Below are 17,385 nucleotides of genomic sequence, written 5' to 3' on the forward strand. Positions count from 1 at the left end.
CGACTCCTACCCCAATCTATGCGATGGACAGCAGGGCATCACCCACCGCCACGGAATCGCCCTCTTTAATCGCTACGCTGGCAACACTGCCACCGCGCGGCGCACTCACAACGGTCTCCATCTTCATGGCTTCGAGCACAATAATGGCCTGGCCCTCGGTGACCTTGTCACCGGGCTTTACCATGACCTTGAAGATATTGCCCGCGAGGGGCGCATTAACCGGCTCACCGCCGGTAGCTGGAGCTGAATTGGTTTGACTGGCAGTAGGGGCGGCCGCACCCACCGGGGCAATATTGGTCAGGTCGCCACCATCGGCCACCGTTACGGTGTAGCTCTGGCCTTCCACGGTGACCGTGTAAACCTCTTCCCCTTTGTCATTTTTCACTGCGGCATTTTCATTACCGGTTGGCACTGGCTCAAAAGCCTCAGCGTTGCCGCGATTCTTCAGGAACTTAAGACCGATTTGTGGGAAGAGTGAATAGGTCAGGACATCGTCAATCTCACCTTCACCATTGGTTAGGGCGATATCCTCTTCCCCGGCTTTTTCCTGTAGCTCCAGGGTGAGCTTGTCCAACTCTGGAGCGATCAGATCCGCAGGGCGACAGGTCACTGGTGCTGCGCCTTCCAATACTTTCACCTGCAGTTCCTGATTCACTTCGGCAGGGGTCGCACCGTATTCCCCTTTCAAAACGGCTGCGGTTTCTTTAGAGACAGATTTATAGCGCTCGCCGGTCAGCACATTTAACACCGCTTGGGTGCCTACAATTTGCGAGGTGGGCGTTACCAGGGGGATATAGCCCAGGTCCTGGCGCACGCGGGGGATCTCTTCGAGTACCTCATCCAGGCGCTCGCCCGCGCCCTGCTCGCGCAACTGGTTTTCCATATTGGTCAACATGCCACCAGGCACTTGGGCTACCAAAATGCGCGAGTCCACACCTTTGAGGGAACCTTCAAATTTCGCGTACTTCTTGCGCACCTCGCGGAAATACGCGGCAATTTCTTCGAGCAGGTTAATATCCAGACCGGTATCCCGCTCAGTGCCTTCAAGCATGGCAACCAGTGTTTCCGTGGGGCTGTGGCCATAGGTCATGGACATGGAGCTGATGGCGGTGTCCACATTGTCGACACCCGCCTCAATACATTTGAGCGCGGTGGCAATAGAAAGGCCCGTGGTCGCGTGGCAATGTAGGTGGATGGGAATATCCACCGCCGCTTTAAGACGCTTTACCAGATCATAGCCTTCGTAGGGGCGCAGTAGGCCGGCCATATCCTTAATGGCAATGGAGTCCGCCCCCATATCCTCAATCTGGCGCCCCAGGTCCACCCACAAGTCCATGGTATGCACCGGGCTCACGGTATAGGAGATAGTGCCCTGAGCGTGCTTGTCTTGTTTTTTTACTGCGGCCAGGGCGGTCTTCAGGTTGCGCATATCGTTCATGGCATCGAACACGCGGAAGACATCCACCCCATTCACTGCGGCGCGCTCGACAAATTTTTCCACGACATCATCGGCGTAGTGGCGATAACCCAGAATATTCTGCCCACGGAACAACATTTGCTGCGGGGTATTGGGCATGACTTTCTTTAATTCGCGAATCCGCTCCCAGGGGTCTTCGCCGAGATAGCGAATACAGGCATCGAAGGTGGCGCCGCCCCAGGATTCCAGCGACCAAAAGCCGACTTTATCGAGCTTTTCTGCAATCGGCAGCATATCGTCCAGTCGCATGCGGGTGGCGAACAGTGACTGGTGGGCGTCACGCAGGACTACGTCGGTAATCCCCAATGGCTTTTTAACCTCAGTCATGGGTTATCTCTCTCGGCAGAAATTATTGGATGTTGTCGTGAAGCGAAATTTAACGATTAACGTTTTTTTCGGTGTTGTTCGATGGCCGCCTTGATAATGGCGTGCAAGCGGGCATCGTCATCGCTGCCGCTAGCGGGCGGTGAGGCGACTGGCTCCGCTTCAGGAAAGTGGCGGGTAATAATTCGGGACATGATGCCGGTGCCTACCACCAGTAACAGCAGGAAGGTAAAAACAATTCCCATACCGAACAGGGTGATGTCCAATCCCTGTTGAAGTAGCGTATCTTGCACTCTGTATCCCCCTAAGCCTTCGGATAATACAAGGTTAATATCCGGGTGATTATTCTTCGGCCCGTGGCCGTTTCATGTTAAGCAGCCGCTATGCTTGGGCGCCTATAAAAACTCCCAAAAACCACCGCAAAACTTCTGCACAATTCCCAGCTTGTTCCAACTTGCCGAACACCAGGCCGCACCGACGACAATCCCCAAAGTACCCTGCGACTGAACGCAGTGATCTAATTGGCAATCAGCGCGACCTGGCGATGAACACGGCTGGCAATCCCTATCACGCCCGGCAATCTAGTCGTCAAGCAGAGCAAATACAACTGTGTTGGCGGCCCCACCCCGACAAGCAACAAAACTATCTGCTGCCAGAAAGTTTTTCTGCAGCATGGAAGTGCAGTCAATTTTCTATTATCAATACAAGTTGCTTTTAAAATCAAACACTTAATGGTTTCAGTGGCAACGGTGGCGCATGGTTCATTACGCACTTTATTGGTGCAAACACACTCGAGTTTGAGTTTACATCTCCTATGAAAAGTACCCCCGAAATGATCATTGTTACGAAATAGCGCCCACTAGCTGATAGAATATGCGCCAACCATCACACCAATTTTGCCGATTTCCAGCTTTATGACCGATAAGACTATTTCCCTGCAGCCGAAGATTTACCAGGCCCCTATGGAAGGTGTTATCGATCACCATGTGCGCAGGCTGCTTTCAACGATTGGCGGAGTCGATATCTGTGTAACCGAATTTGTGCGTGTTACCGATACCCGTCTTCCCCGCCGGGTTTTTACTCGCTTGTGCCCGGAGCTCTTGGAGGGCGCCAAAACGGCCAATGATGTCCCGGTGCGCTTGCAACTTCTGGGTGGCAATCCCGAAGCCATGGCCATCAATGCCGCCAAAGCGGTTGCCGTGGGGGCAAAGGCGATCGATCTGAATTTTGGTTGCCCGGCCAAGTCGGTCAATAACAGCGATGGGGGCGCCTGCCTATTGCAAAGCCCGCATCGGGTAGAGGCGATTGTCGGCGCTGTGCGCCGAGCCGTGCCGGATCACATCCCTGTCACCGCGAAAATCCGCCTGGGGTTCAACGACCGCTCTACCTATATGGATAACGCCCTGGCCGCAGCCGCCGGTGGGGCCAACGAGTTGGCGGTTCACGCGCGCTCAAAAGTCGATGGCTACAAGCCTCCGGCCTACTGGGAATATATCGGTGAGATTCGGGAAAAACTGCAGATTCCAGTAGTCGCCAATGGCGATATCTGGACTTTGGCGGAATTTCAGCGCTGCCGCGAGCAAACCGATTGCCAGGCCTTTATGTTTGGCCGCAGCCTACTGGCAAGGCCTGACTTGGGACTGCAAATCAAGGCCTTCTGCGCCGGGGTAGAATATCAGCCAATGGCATGGCCGCAGATTGTCGAATTACTCTGGGGTTATTATCAAATTACCCGGGAAGTTTACCCGGCCAAGTATCTGGGCAACCGGATCAAGCAGTGGCTGGCCTATCTCAAGCTCGCTTTTCCAGAAGCCCAGGTATTTTTTGAGAAGCTCAAACGCCTGCGGGAAGCGGATGCCATTGAGGCTATTTTTTTCCAGGAATTGAAGTCCCCGCAGGAAATCACTAAGCAGAAAACCATTGCAGCCGCTTAATAGCGGCTGCAAAGTGCGTTAGAGTTCGGCCGTTGACTGGCGGCTCAGGTAGGCCGGGTTGTAATACTTTTCCGGCAAATCATGGGCCTGGGCACTCTCATAAATAACCCGTGTCTCGGTGCCGGTATTGATCGTATCCTGCAGCAGCATTTCCGCCACCACCTGCCGCCCCTCTCTTTGCCCCGAGGTAAAGTGTGCCATCTTGGCCAACTTACCGGATTTCAAATAAAGCTCGGCTTTTACCGGAAAATGACTTTCGTTATCCAGCCACAAGTTAATACGCTGGTAGCTGGCCCCTTTGGTTTTGGCGGTAAGATTCAGGCGATTGGCCAGCCGATCTTGTAATGTCTCCTGCCCTGCATAAACGCCCTGATAATCCCCACTCCAGGTGAGTGTGGCCACATCCCCCACCGATGCGCCCCCCAGCAGTTTTTGCATGGGTGTAATCCGTATGGGACGGCGGCTGCGCGGCATCAGCATCCAATAGTTATCTTGCAACATTAACATTTTGGTGCCCTCCTCCCCCTTGCCTTTGAATACCACCAGAGATTTGCGCTGTGGACGGGTGTACACATGGTATTTATCCATACTGTCTAGCTCACCATTTTTGTAGACCTGCACTTTTGTCACTACCCGAGCGGAATTCTCTTGAAGACGATAAAAGTCGGCTTTGGCAAGCATGGCCTCCACCTGCTGTGCGGTGTAGTTAATCTCACTGCTGGCCCCGCTGTTGGTAATTTGAGGATTAGCCAGTGCCATGGGTGCTACGGCTAATACCAGAGCTCTACCCAATAGTTTCCAAGCATTTTTTATTTTCGCTAACTTATACATGTACCAATGCCTCTGTAATCGGTTTGTTTACACCCTTGCGTGCCGCCATAAAGGAAGACAGAACACAGATTGCGGCTACTGCTAATGTGATCATCCAAGCCAGGTTCATGGAGAAATACACCACCAGGGGGTAGCTCTCCGTTTTACCGGGAGGGGGCGGCATGGTGACTTCAAACACCATCAAACCCATACTCACCGCAGCTGCCAGCAAGATGCCCACGATCGCTCCTACCAGAGACAACACCAACGCCTCCAACACAAAGCCCAGCAGTAATTCGGCGCGGGATGTTCCCAGTGCGGAGAGAGTGCCAATCTCGCGGGTTCTTTCTGTAACCGACATCGCCAAGGTATTGAAGAGGGAAACAAAAATTACCATCGCCATGATTACGCCCATCAGGCCAAAAATTCGGTCGTATAGACTCTTCACCCCTTGGTAAAAGAATGCACGATCCTCCCAGGTGGTAATTTCCAACTCTGGTGCCAGATCAGCCAGGCGCGCCTTTAATACTTCGGTATCCTCCAGCTCGTAACCATACAGGTGCATAGTACTGACCTTTTTACTGTCCAGAATAAACTGGGTAGAATTTATCGACAGATATACCTGGCGCTTATCCATATCAGGAACACCAGTTCCAAAAATTCCCTGTACTTTAAAATCCAGTGCGTTAAGAGCCCCATCTACGGTAGTGGACATCAGGGTGACATAGTCCCCGGTTTTTACATTCAGATTTCTGGCCAGATCCTTGCCCAGCATAATCTGTGGGTCGGTAGGATCTTCATTTTTACTGAGAATGCCACCTTCGGTCATATTTAAAAAAGGCCCTTTAACCCGAAACTCGCTCGGTAAAATCCCCTGCCCCAAAAATATGGTCGATTTCTCGCCATTGGAGATTAATCCATTCAAATAAATACGCGGCTGTACCGCCTTCACCTGGCTGTCGGTCAATAAGCGCTTTCTCAATTCATCCGCATTTTCCAAGCCGTTTTGTAATGGGTACTCTTCATCACTGCTGAAATAACCTGGCTGGGTAAACACCAGATGTCCCTGGCTGCGTGCCGCGCTTTCTTTCAGGGATTTATAGGTATAGAGTCCAAAGCCCCCGGAAGTCATCAGAGCCATCACCACAATAGCGACAATTGCGACGGTCAAAAGACTGCGGCGGCGGTTGCGCAATAAATTCAACACTGCCAGTTTTAAGCGACGCATGGGATTTCCTCCTGCAAAACCACACCGTCTTGTAAATTGATTACTCTGTCACAGTGCTGAGTCATACGATCATCATGGCTGGCCACAATAAAAGCCGTTTTCTGTTCCCTGCCCAGATGTTTCATTAGTTCAATAATCTGCTGGGCCGTTACACTATCCAAACTTGCGGTGGGCTCATCGGCAATTACCAATTTGGGCCTGTGTACCAGTGCCCGGGCTATTGCCACCCGTTGTTGCTGACCACCGGAGAGACGATCGGGTCGGTATCGGGCAAATTCTGCCAAACCCACATGATCCAACATCTGCATTACCCGCTGTTTTACCTCTGCAGAATCCACTCCATTGAGCTGTAATGGGTAGGCGACATTTTCAAAGGCACTCATCACAGGTACCAGGTTAAATTTTTGAAAAATAAACCCCATCTGAGTGCGACGTATCTTCATCGCCTGCTGGTAGTCTCTGGTCATTAACTCACCTGCAAAGTGCACCGCTCCTGAGTAATCCTGATCCAGCAAACCACAGATGTTCAGCAGGGTACTTTTGCCGGAGCCAGAGGGCCCACACAGGGCCACCATGTTGCCGGGATGAATGGCTAGGTTGACGTCCCGTAAAGCCTGGTGTTCTATTTCACCAGTCTTATAGGTCTTTTCTATATGTGTCAGCTGCAACATCGATTCTGCTCCAATTCCAACTACTGCTCAGTATCCGGCTTACAAAGAGCCAGCGCCCCTCTTGTGGTGGCCACTGTCAGCCACTCACTTTTCAGCTCAGACTTCTCCACCAAATCTGCAGCCTCCAGAGCGCCACAGTAAATCCAGCTCACTGCCTGTACCGGCATATGCGACAGTCGCGGATCTCCCATCAACTCACCATAGAGCTCAAAACCCCGATCGAAAGCATTAAAGAAGGCAGGTACCTTGGTAAAAGTGGTTGCCGCAATCCCTTTAAAAAGTAAATCCCGGGGCATTCCCCTAGCCGAGCGGCCGGGATTCTCTAGCTCCTCAATCATCAGCAAGGCTTTGTCCATACGGGCAATACCATTTTCCGCATAGCTCACCTTCTTCCACGGCAGCCAGCTCTCCTTGGCCATCAGCGTCTCGCTGGCCCCCAGGTAAAACAAAGCAGCCGGATCTGCGGGATCTTGCTGCTGGGCCACTTTAAAAGCCTCATAAGAAGCTTCAATGGCATCCCCACCCTGCTGCGCCGCCTTGTTGTATAGTCCTTCCAGCTGCGCATCCACTGCGGCAAAAGTGGAAGTTGTCATACCCAGATGAATCAGTACCGCTGCGATAATCTTCTTCATGATTTCTCTCCTTGCGTTTAGGTTGAGAGCAGATTAGCGCTGGTTATGGAGGGGATCTTGATGGTGCGATAAAGGGATCAGGAGAGGGATGAACGGGAGCTGTTGTGGCTGAGTGGGGTCAGAAGTGGTAGATAAGCGTTCAAAAACGAGAGACAAACGGTAGCGACGAGGGGATAGCCCCAGAAAGTAGTACAGTAGAACCGATCTGTAAATATTGTCTCATAGTCAATATACAACCCATTCAAACAGCTACAAGTATTAGTACGAGTTAAAACCATTTAGAGGGTAAGCTAACACTTACCCATCTCGGATTAAGTAGTAAAATTAGGAATCAGTATTCTAGGTATTATCCCCTGTCAATTTGCTAATAAATTTTAAAGCAGAGAATTCAGAGGTTTTTAGTTTTTCCAAGTTCTTGATCATTTCTGATGACAGATATGGCTTGGCCGCAAGCACAAACTGATCCGCCCCAGCCAGCGCTCCTGATGAAATTTTTGAAGAATAAAGACTCCACAATTCATAAATAGAAATAGAGCCCTGCTCTTTTAACTGTTTATCTATCGCATTTATAATCAGCAAACCACAGTCATAGTGTACACGTGGATTCTTACGTGATGCATCCAGGTAAACCGGATTATCCTCCAGGCTGGCAAGGCAACCTTGCTCTGCTTGCTTTATCTTCTGCAACAAAAAACCCTTAGAAATGATACTCCCGAACGCTAGACCAGCAAAATAGTCGGCCGCCCCTTCATGTACCCAGGAATCAGCAGTATCTATAACATCGGCACCCTCTCTCTGATAGAGGTGGGCAACTTCATGGGAAAAGAGCCAGAATAGTTCATCGACATCAATGGCCTCAATAACAGACTCCTGACCATACCAATGCATAAATATCTGACCGGGCAAAGTTCCACCTTGATGGCCAACTCGACCATCATCTGTCGAGCTATAAGAAGCAAACAACGCAGGTCTATAGCCAAGTGCCCCCATTTTATCCGCGAAGAAAACCATCAGCTTAGGCAACTGTATGCTCATTTGATATTGGAGCTTCTCTGGTAGAAGCTCATCAATCACACTAACAAAGTGGTCACTCTGTATCGGCTTTCTATGACCAATATAGATCTTACTGCCCTCATCTAAGGCCTCCCACTGAATACTTTTCTGATAGATCTTGCCATGCAAGATAATATTGTCAGACTCGGGCGTAGCTATTGTTAAATGCCAATGATTTAGACTGGGTTGACAGGATTCTGCACAAGCAAAAAACCTCCCTGCATGCAAAAGATAACCTCCATCAGAAAACGGCGAGAAAGGAGCGTATTCTTTGGGGAGAACAGTATAAGTTGGGGTTAGGTGAAAGGTAACTTCTGTAAACTCACCACCATCTTCACGCAATACACTTTCTCTTCCGTCATTAAACTCAAACTGATACCCTGTAGCAGTAGGAATCCAGCGTTTACTTCTTGAGTTATCGGGGGAGCTTTTAAAAGCAAGCCGCTTTATTGGCTTTTCTGACACAAAGGTTACAAACCAGTTATCATTTTCCTTCTTTTCCAGCTTGGCACTTATATTATTTGCACCAGCTATAGAACTAAACCCTAAAAAAAACCACAGTATAGCCACAGCAACTACAAAGGATTTTTTAAGAGACAACATCCTTACAAAAAACAACGCGTTCATTATCATGATCAACCTTAATTACAGCAGCTATTGCCCTGAATTTTCGAATGATAACTAAATAACAACACTTCGGACAGGTTTAAGAGATGGAATGGGCAGAAACCATGGACTGAGAAGCAGAAAATAAGGTTCTCAGATCTAATTAACGCAGTACCTGCCCATGGAAAACGTAACAAAAGCAATTTTTGCTCGAACACCCAATATCAAAAACCGAAAAAAAAGTTCATGCTCACGCTGTTTATTGTACTGGTGGTTTCTCAGGGGAAGACGACTTTTATGAACATAGAGTTTGCCAGTGAGAGGCGTAATCGTCTATGGTCTCATCGCAATTTTGACTTCGTTAAGTTCAATGCAGAAGTGTTCATGCAGACGTTCCCAAGCGATAATAAATACATAGCTGCTATAGATGCCTGTTATATCAATAAGTCAGGGAAAAAGACGGAGGATCTGGGCTGGTATTACAATGGTAGTGGCGGAGCCTCACAACGTGGCCTTGCAATCTCTATAATCAGCATCACTGACCTGAAGTCGAATACTGCCTATGCCATGGATGCCCAACAGACAATAGACGAAGAAGGCCGATCTCGAATTGAGCTATATGCTCACCATACCGTCAAACTTGTATCAACGCCACTTGATCTCGGTATTAAATAACTTGCTGCAGATACCTACTACGCCAAGGTGAAATTTGTTCCAACCATCATTCCAACGGGGTTACAACTCATTGGCAAGATGCGATGGTTATAGGAAGGCGTTTACAGCGGCACAGAACGGACCCAAATCACGATGGAAAGGTTGACTTGAATCGTTTAGAGCATGTTGGGGCTTTGAATGATACCACTAAGGTTTACGCAAAGGCAGCCAATGCCAACTTTTTGAAAAAGAATTATTTACGTTGCGATGCTAAAGTCTAATAGTGGCGACAAAGACGGTCATGCACTGCTGTATTCAACAGACACAGAACTGAATGTGAGGAAAAAGATTTGAATAGGGCTGATGATGGAGGAGACAATGTGGCAAATGAACTGCCAACAAATATCAACGCGGCTCTGGTTGTTGTCGACATGCAAAATGATTTTTGTTGCGCGGGGGGGTATTACGATCGCAGGCAGCATGGTTCCAGTAATATGGAGCTTAAAAATCCGTCGCCATCTAGAGATTGGAGTCCGCGGATCATCCGCAAAGGTGATGATCTAAAAAAGGTAGTTAACAATATTTCTTTATGTATGAGGATTGCCAAAGAGAGAGGGATTCCTGTTCTTCTGTTGCAGACAATTATTAAGCCAGATCATAAATATCGTAATTCATTTCTTCGTGGCGAGGAAAATAGAGGAAGGTGTTACTACCCTTGCAAGTCAGACACTTGGGGGGCGGAAATAATAGAGCCTATTTGGCAGTTGGCAGAAGAGGAGGTAGTTATAGTTGAAAAGCATGTTTATAACGGCTTTGTTGATACCTCCCTGGAGGAGAAATTACTAGGTTTAGGGGTTGATACAGTTTTTATTGTTGGTGTGGAAACACATATTTGTGTCCTGGCTACTGCGCAAAGTGCTTCATTTCTCTTCAAGACCTATATTTTGAAAGATTCTGTTTGGAGTGCCAATTGTGAGCTTGCTAAGTATGCGCTTTCAATATTTAAAGATGGTTATGGTTATATCACTGACCACAAGGTATTGTATTTTGTGGGGGCATCACACGACTCGCCTTAAACGATATATTGGAGTTGGCTTATCCTGAATATAACTTTCTGTCTGATCTATTTTGAATAGCTTGCCACCTCCTAAACACTTCGCACAGTTTTAGTCAGCAAAACAGGTCCACTCCATGGATAGATCCTGAGAAAATAAGGTTTGATCCAACCACCAACGCCGGACACTCACTTAAGCGATAAACTACGCGACAAGGGTGCCCAATGACAAAGGCCAGTAAATCTTTGATTGTCGCGATAGTTTCCACTTTATCCTTATCAGTGCAATTTAAGGCGGGGGTTCACTGCACGGTTGGCCTGACTAAGTAAATAGAGCAGTATGGCCTTGGGCCAGCCGTGGATTGTCGCCAAGTGCATTTGATAGAGGGAGTGGTAGGCCAAACTGGCGATACGTCCCTCAAGGGTAAGGTTTCTTCTTACAAAAGCGGTCCTTAAGTTCCCTACAGCAGTGTTTGTACTAAGGGAAACCAGCGAACCACGATCCCGGTAATAGAAGTGCCCCAGGGATTTGTTCTCTATCAGGGCGATCAGGTTGGTGGAACAAAGCTTGGCCATCTGTTGCGCAGCTAGTGCGCGCAATGGTACACGCTGCTTGTTACCGTCGATACAGCTGGCACAATCCCCCATAGCAAAGACATGGGGATCATTTTTGCTTTGCAGGGTGGTTTTCACCTCTATCTGGTTGAGTTGGTTGGTGACGAGACCATCCAACTGAGTGAGGAACTCCGGTGCCTTAACCCTGGTGACCCAGGCTCGAATTGCTGCGGGGATCTCTCTGCCATCATCTGTAGTGAGGCCGTTGGTATTGACACTGGTAATATGGCTGTTGGTAAGTACACGAACCCCCATCTTACATAGTTCGCGCTCGGCGCTGTTGCCCAATCTTGTCGGTAGACCCGGTAGCAGCTGAGGCTCGGCCTCGACTAAGGTAATGTCAATGGCACCGGTACAGATACGCCCATATTGGCCAACCTGTCGACTAGCCATCACCAGCTCCGCAGCAAGCTCCACTCCGGTACAGCCACCACCGATAATGGCTATTTGTAATGTTTTATCGGGATGGGCTTCTAGGCATAGAAGGTGATCAAGCAAGTGCTTGTGAAAGTTGTGTGCCTGCTCAATGCTGTCGAGAGGAATACAGTGCTCGCGCACCCCTTTTATATTGGAGTCATCGCTCATGCTGCCAACACAGAGCACTAAATAATCGTACTCCAGCTCGCGCGGAGGTATTAGTTCGCAGCCTTTGTCATTCAGCACTGCCCCTAGGGTCAAAATCTGGCGCTTCCTGTCGAGGGATTGCAGTGAGCCGAGCTGGAATTCATAGCCATTAGAGCTGGCGTGAACTTGGTAGTTAAGAGCATCCATACTGGTGTCTAATGTGCCAACGGCCACCTGGTAGATTAGGGGTTTCCAGATATGGGTGCGATTCTTATCGACTAAGGTGATCTGAGCGGATGGCGCCTCATGCTTAAGCCCAAGCATCCGGGTAGAGTTGAAATAACGTCCAAGCCGAGTTGCCAAATGAAGGCCACTGGCTCCGCCACCGATGATCACAATCTTTTTCATGGAGGCTGGTCGTCCCGTTTATTACTTAAAAAGTTGACTCACTAATCTGTGTAACTCTCGCTGTATATAGGTGCTTGCCAACATCTATTTTGAAGCCAAAACTCTCCGAATTAACGGCTATTAAGTAATGTAGGCTAGTACGGGGTTAACGACTTGGTTGTATTCGACTACGCTATCGCGGGTAAGTAACTGCCTCCAGTGGCCATCTCTCGCAGGCTTACCTTTATACCTTTAGTTGTAGATTCTCGTTTCTGCTGATCACATCGATGATAGAGGCCTGGCTGGAACCACTCTGCAGTAGTTGCGCGCGCAGGGCTCCGTTTTGTCTCTGCAAGCACTTCGGCGAGCAGACCGCCACAGGTCTGAGGAATCCCTATGTGCCAGGTATTGTCATTCCGGCAGATTTTCCACATATACGTAGGCGTTTTGCGGCTGCATGTTGAATAGACAGCCGAGCTCGATGCATTGGCGGGCACAGGGAATCATCGACAGTGGCTCGGCGATCAGTGTGGCATCAGGTCCGTCGGATTTCAGTATTTCCATTACGTGACCGAGCAGGCCAAAGCTGGTGACATCAGTGAAGGCGTGGGCGCTGTGCGCAATCTCCTTTCTATCGTTTATTCCTATTCTTTTTTCTTGAGATCTCGAATTTTTTTTTGCAGGCTTTCCGAATCGGTATTGATACTCTCTACCGGTTGTCCTGCGATTACCAGAACTTCGGGAAATAAGCGGCGTTTACTTTTCCTTTTAGACTGCTGCGCTGAGTTTTCGTCCTGGGCATCGGCACTATGTAAGGCAATAGGGATAACCGGAACAGATTTGCGCCGTAAAATCTCCTCAATGTCTTTCAGAAATGGCTGCAGCTCACCGTCTTCACTGATTTTCCCCTCGGGGAAAATACAGAGTAATTCCCCGTTGTCCAAGCTCTCCTCTATAGCTTTGTAAGTGCGCTCACGGCTATTTGGATCATCGAGATCCAAACCTATAGGGATAGCATCGCTCATATGCAAAATACAGCGCAGCAGACGGGATTTATAGATTTTAGGGTGTGCGATAAAGCGCACATAACGCTCGACGGTATCCGCCAATATCACCGGATCAAGAAAGCTGATGTGGTTACTGATAATGAGAGCGGGCCCCTCTCTGGGAATTTGATCCAATCCTTTTTGGCTGGCCCGATAGAGGATTCGTGCAGGCAGCAATAGCAGCCCGCGCATGATGAACTCTGGCAACTTGGCAAAAATCAGAGTGACCACAATCAGGTTTAGTAAAGCGATAATGACAAAATATTTAGGGATAGAGATCTTTAGGATATCCAGGAAAGTAATGCTCACGAAAGCGGCTGTCACCATAAACAGCGCGTTGAGCATATTGCTGATCGCAATAATCTGCGCGCGAATCTCTGCACTTGAGCGGTCCTGGATCATTGCGTACAAGGGAACAGTAAAAATACCGCCAAAAATCCCAAAGAGCGTCATATAAAGAAGGATCAAATAGGAACCATGATGGTTAAAAAATTGGGTTAGGTTTGCGTTGGAAAGTGTTTGAAAGCTACTGGATTGGAAACCGAGCGCCAATCCCGCGCAAGTGATACCAATAGCACCCAGTGGCACCAATCCCGATTCGATACGCCCTCGGGATAGCCAGTTACACAGCAGTGATCCCAAGGCTGTGCCCACGGTGAGGCTGCACAACAGCAAAGTGATAATATCTTCGTTTCCCCCAAGGGTGTCGCGGGTAAAGTTGGGAATCTGCGCAAGAAATGCCGTGGTTGTCAGCCAGAACCAGGAAATGGCGAAAATGGAGTAAAACACAGGAGGTGTTTGCCATGCCAAGTACATGACTCGCATGGCATGTGCCACGGGATTCCAATTAATACGCAGTTTTGGAGATGAAGGCGGGGCCTTGGGAATTGCGCAACTTGCCAGAAAACCAATGACGGCCGTTAATATCAATATGACCGCGATAAATGTTAATCCGTGCTGACCGGGATGAGTGAATCCGACCAATATAGTGCCTACAATTGTTCCAGTCAGGGTACCAATAAAGGCTCCCATTTGGATCAACGCATTGCCAGCAAGTAGCTCACTTCTATTTAATTGCTGGGGTATCAGGGAAAATTTTGCCGCACTAAAAAGTGTGGAGGAAGTGCCATAGCAGAAAAAGACCACCAGACTCAAGGCATAATGCTGGGTAAACATCGCAATAATACCCACGATACCTATACCAATTTCGGCCAGTTTGTAGATTGTGATGAGCTTGCTTTTGTCGAACTTATCGGAGATTTGGCCTGCCAAGGAGGAAAAGAGAAAATAAGGCAGAATAATCAGACCAGTGGCAATATTGATCAGCGTATTAGATTCCTCTTCAGCCATACGGAATGCCAGCAGCACTATTAGCCCATTTTTGTACATATTCCGACTGAAAACTGCTAGAACCTGAGTGATAAACAGCGGTAGGAAACGTCGTGTACCGAGCAGCTTAAACTGGTTTTGAGCCATTTTTTATCGCTCTTGTGGGGCTGTGCTCCGCATGCTAACTGCGGCGCTATAGATTACTGCCTGAAGATCCAATAACGCCTAAGGTAACTATGAATCTTTCGACTGAAATCCGAGTCTGCACCTGAATATAGCGAATTCAGTAAACTATCCGAAGCGTTGTCTCGACAATCATCTTAAAAACTAATTTCAATAAACTGGGGTTTTGAATTCTCGAAGAAGCATTGAATATCTTACTAGCATTATATCCACGAACCGCCTCTCCATTAATAAGCAAGACAGTAACACTTCTTCCATCTAGGCGATCATACTGAGATCTGCCCTCCTGGGATTTCTCAATATCATTTTCATAAATGGTATATTATGTTTCTTGATTAATTCACGCGATTTTTGACAATAATCGCGCCATTCAGTAACGTAGAGAATAGCGCTTCCAGAGTATTGAGCAGTCTAACCTGGAGGCGGATTGCAATACTGCTCTATTCTGCCCTAACTTTGTAAAAGCAAAAAATTCACAGCCAAAATCAATACGTTTCTCACAAGCTAACTTTAAGCTCCGAAAATAAATAAGACAGCACTCTTTCACAACACCTACACATCAATACTGCGACTAAATATCTTTAAAGAAATCAATCTGACAAACCTTTACCAACCGTAATAGTTATTGACGCCAATCATATTTATACACAAAGGAAAGTCTAGCAATGCGTCCCACACTAGGCTGACAATGTATATTCAACGCACAATCCATTCAGATTGATTATGTAAGAAATTCTTTATTACAATAAATGAGGGTATTCTAAACTAGATAACCAAGTTCCAAATGGAGCTTATTTGGGAGAGTACCAAGCGATACCTAATCGATATAAGAGTTTTTTTTGCATTAGAGAGAGGCGGAAACACTATACGCCTCCCTCTTCTATTTTTTATTCTTTACAGAGTTCATCAACTGTCAGAATAGAGAAATGATTTTCCTTTTGTCTAATCTTAACCTAACGATCAATCCATGATTTTAATTTTAGATTTTCCATACTCACTCACAATGTCCCCATAGGTATCCGCCTTGGGACCGTTCACCTTTCTTACATCCTCGTAGAGCCTCCAACGGCCGACAAACTGATCAGTATCAAATTTGGTAATTAGATAGCCAGCGCGATTACCCTTGCGGAACTTCATATGGGGGTTCTTCTTGAGGGCTTTCTCGGTACTGCGATTATCAGCAATCTCGTACCAGAGAGCACCGCCATCGCCCCGAGTCAGGGAGGGTGCAGTAATTTCAACAGCTACGTTATCGCGACCAGCACTGTAATCACTGGCAAAGGGGTCCAAGGCCAGACCGGCTGCCATCGCTTTATGCAGGCCACCGGACAAAACAACAATATTGTTATCTAGCTCTGAGAACAGCTCTAGTAGCCACTTATGAGACTGGGGGTAAGCCCGCCAGGCACTGGGAGAGTAGTTATCCCACCACTCAAACACCGGAGCGCCGGAGCAGACAATCCGCCAGCGGGCAGTGGATGTCCGAAGTGCCTGCTCAAACCAGGACGCTTGCTCCTGGCCGATGATACTGCGGCCGGGGAAATCGTACTGCTTAAATACTGGCTGACGCTTGCTCAGGTTATCCGGCATATCATTGATCGGCTCATCGCGATCATAAAAGCACATATCCATAAAGAAGATATCGGCCAGATTGCCATAGGGAATAGATCGCCAAACACGCTTGGGGGCAATATAGCGGATGGGCATCCACAAAAAGAAAGTTTCCATGGCGATATCCATCGCTTTATTGAAGTCAGCACCATTAATGGCCGGCCCTTCTCGCCATACACCGTTTCTTAAATCGCCATCATCCCAAATCACCATCCAGGTATGCATCTGATGTGCCTGCTGCAGGAAGGCATCCTTTCTTATCTCAGAGTAGCGAGCCCTAAAACTTTCCCGATCGAACTTGAAGTCGGAATGACTAAACTTGCGGTAGTCACCAGAATTGGAGGACGCATAGGAATAGTCACCAAGATGAATTACCGCATCAATATTCTGCTCTCTTTCCACCATATCCCGATACCCAACGAATTCACCATGCTCAAAATGCGAGCAGGATGTCACTATAAATTTTAGAAAGGGGATATCGGTATTGCTCTGGGGCACCAGCCTCAAACGACCAACCGGTGAAGACTGATCGCGGTATTTAAATCGATAAACATAGTCACGGCCAAAATTCAATTCGGTCACATCCAACTTGACTGTGAAATCCTTTGACTCATCGGTTTGCGTATAGCCTGTTGATACAATTTGTTCAAAGGAGTCATCTAGGGCTACCTCCCAATAAACCAGTGGCATCGCCTCTTCGGTGGTGACCCTTGTCCAGATAATGGCTGAATTGACGGTAGGATCTCCAGAAGCCACTCCGTGCAAAAAGTGGCTGGAAGTGCTGGCAGCACCAGTATATTCATATTGTTTCACCCCGCTGCTAGACCAAACGGCTGGCGCCATGGCAGAAACAGTTAGCAGGCCGCCCCACTTCAACAATGTGCGTCGATTTATTTTTGTCATAACGAAATACTTTTCATTTGAAAGGTTTAATTACTGCCTTCTCAGTAAAACAAATTATCGTTACAGCTGCATGAAATTCGACAACAGATCCCCCCATTAAAAGAGAGATCCTTTTGAAACTAAAAATAGAAATAAACGATGAGAAAAAAGAGAGAAACCTAATGAATTGAGACTTCTACAGAGGACAAACAACTAAAATGGATAGCGACCTTATACAAATCATAATAAATGCACACCCATATCGACCAAATGAAAATTAGATTTACATTAACTTCTAAATAAGAGGAATCACAGATTATCCATT

General features: G+C 47.9%; 14 protein-coding genes. 3 read left to right on the forward strand and 11 right to left on the reverse strand.

The window, feature by feature from the left end:
* Positions 1 to 16: 16 nt before the first annotated feature.
* The gene (gene oadA, locus ACJJID_RS10910; protein WP_444919509.1) at positions 17 to 1,804 is read right to left on the reverse strand and encodes a sodium-extruding oxaloacetate decarboxylase subunit alpha; all 1,788 of its coding nucleotides are present in this window, start codon (positions 1,802 to 1,804) and stop codon (positions 17 to 19) included.
* A gap of 56 nt (positions 1,805 to 1,860) precedes the next feature.
* On the reverse strand, positions 1,861 to 2,094 hold the full coding sequence (locus tag ACJJID_RS10915; RefSeq protein ID WP_444919510.1) for an OadG family protein: 234 nt from the start codon (positions 2,092 to 2,094) through the stop codon (positions 1,861 to 1,863).
* A gap of 621 nt (positions 2,095 to 2,715) precedes the next feature.
* Here ACJJID_RS10915 and ACJJID_RS10920 point away from each other — a divergent pair.
* Positions 2,716 to 3,735 (forward strand): tRNA dihydrouridine synthase, encoded by a 1,020-nt coding sequence (locus tag ACJJID_RS10920; RefSeq protein ID WP_444919511.1) that lies wholly within the window; start codon positions 2,716 to 2,718, stop codon positions 3,733 to 3,735.
* A gap of 18 nt (positions 3,736 to 3,753) precedes the next feature.
* On the opposite strand, the gene ACJJID_RS10925 is transcribed toward ACJJID_RS10920, so the two are convergent.
* The 5 genes from ACJJID_RS10925 to ACJJID_RS10945 form a co-directional block, all read right to left on the reverse strand.
* Positions 3,754 to 4,566 (reverse strand): outer membrane lipoprotein-sorting protein, encoded by an 813-nt coding sequence (locus ACJJID_RS10925; protein WP_444919512.1) that lies wholly within the window; start codon positions 4,564 to 4,566, stop codon positions 3,754 to 3,756.
* Complete coding sequence (locus ACJJID_RS10930; RefSeq protein ID WP_444919513.1) at positions 4,559 to 5,773, reverse strand: ABC transporter permease; 1,215 nt, start codon at positions 5,771 to 5,773, stop codon at positions 4,559 to 4,561. Before ACJJID_RS10930 ends, ACJJID_RS10925 begins: the two co-directional genes overlap by 8 nt.
* Entirely contained in the window at positions 5,761 to 6,444 is a 684-nt protein-coding gene (locus tag ACJJID_RS10935) for an ABC transporter ATP-binding protein (RefSeq protein ID WP_444919514.1), read from the reverse strand. The genes ACJJID_RS10930 and ACJJID_RS10935 overlap by 13 nt, the downstream gene beginning before the upstream one ends.
* A gap of 20 nt (positions 6,445 to 6,464) precedes the next feature.
* Positions 6,465 to 7,076, reverse strand: coding sequence for a hypothetical protein (locus ACJJID_RS10940; RefSeq protein WP_444919515.1), 612 nt, complete (start codon positions 7,074 to 7,076; stop codon positions 6,465 to 6,467).
* A 339-nt stretch (positions 7,077 to 7,415) separates the two neighbouring features.
* Positions 7,416 to 8,756, reverse strand: a complete 1,341-nt coding sequence (locus ACJJID_RS10945; RefSeq protein WP_444919516.1) for a hypothetical protein — start codon at positions 8,754 to 8,756, stop codon at positions 7,416 to 7,418.
* A 225-nt stretch (positions 8,757 to 8,981) separates the two neighbouring features.
* Between ACJJID_RS10945 and ACJJID_RS10950 the strand changes: the two genes are divergently transcribed.
* Positions 8,982 to 9,410, forward strand: a complete 429-nt coding sequence (locus ACJJID_RS10950; RefSeq protein WP_444919517.1) for a hypothetical protein — start codon at positions 8,982 to 8,984, stop codon at positions 9,408 to 9,410.
* Positions 9,411 to 9,769: 359 nt separating this feature from the next.
* A complete protein-coding gene (locus ACJJID_RS10955; protein WP_444919518.1) occupies positions 9,770 to 10,465 on the forward strand; it encodes a cysteine hydrolase family protein in 696 nt (231 codons plus the stop codon).
* 257 nt (positions 10,466 to 10,722) lie between these two features.
* Here the strand turns inward: ACJJID_RS10955 and ACJJID_RS10960 are convergent, their stop codons facing one another.
* The 4 genes from ACJJID_RS10960 to ACJJID_RS10975 all read right to left on the reverse strand — a co-directional run bounded on the left by ACJJID_RS10960 (position 10,723) and on the right by ACJJID_RS10975 (position 17,081).
* Positions 10,723 to 12,030, reverse strand: coding sequence for an NAD(P)/FAD-dependent oxidoreductase (locus tag ACJJID_RS10960; RefSeq protein WP_444919519.1), 1,308 nt, complete (start codon positions 12,028 to 12,030; stop codon positions 10,723 to 10,725).
* Positions 12,031 to 12,420: 390 nt separating this feature from the next.
* A complete protein-coding gene (locus ACJJID_RS10965) occupies positions 12,421 to 12,573 on the reverse strand; it encodes a hypothetical protein (protein ID WP_444919520.1) in 153 nt (50 codons plus the stop codon).
* Positions 12,574 to 12,653: 80 nt separating this feature from the next.
* Positions 12,654 to 14,531 (reverse strand): MFS transporter, encoded by a 1,878-nt coding sequence (locus ACJJID_RS10970; RefSeq protein ID WP_444919521.1) that lies wholly within the window; start codon positions 14,529 to 14,531, stop codon positions 12,654 to 12,656.
* 996 nt (positions 14,532 to 15,527) lie between these two features.
* The gene (locus ACJJID_RS10975; RefSeq protein ID WP_444919522.1) at positions 15,528 to 17,081 is read right to left on the reverse strand and encodes an alkaline phosphatase D family protein; all 1,554 of its coding nucleotides are present in this window, start codon (positions 17,079 to 17,081) and stop codon (positions 15,528 to 15,530) included.
* Positions 17,082 to 17,385 lie beyond the last annotated feature (304 nt).

This window comes from Microbulbifer sp. CnH-101-G (assembly GCF_052466775.1).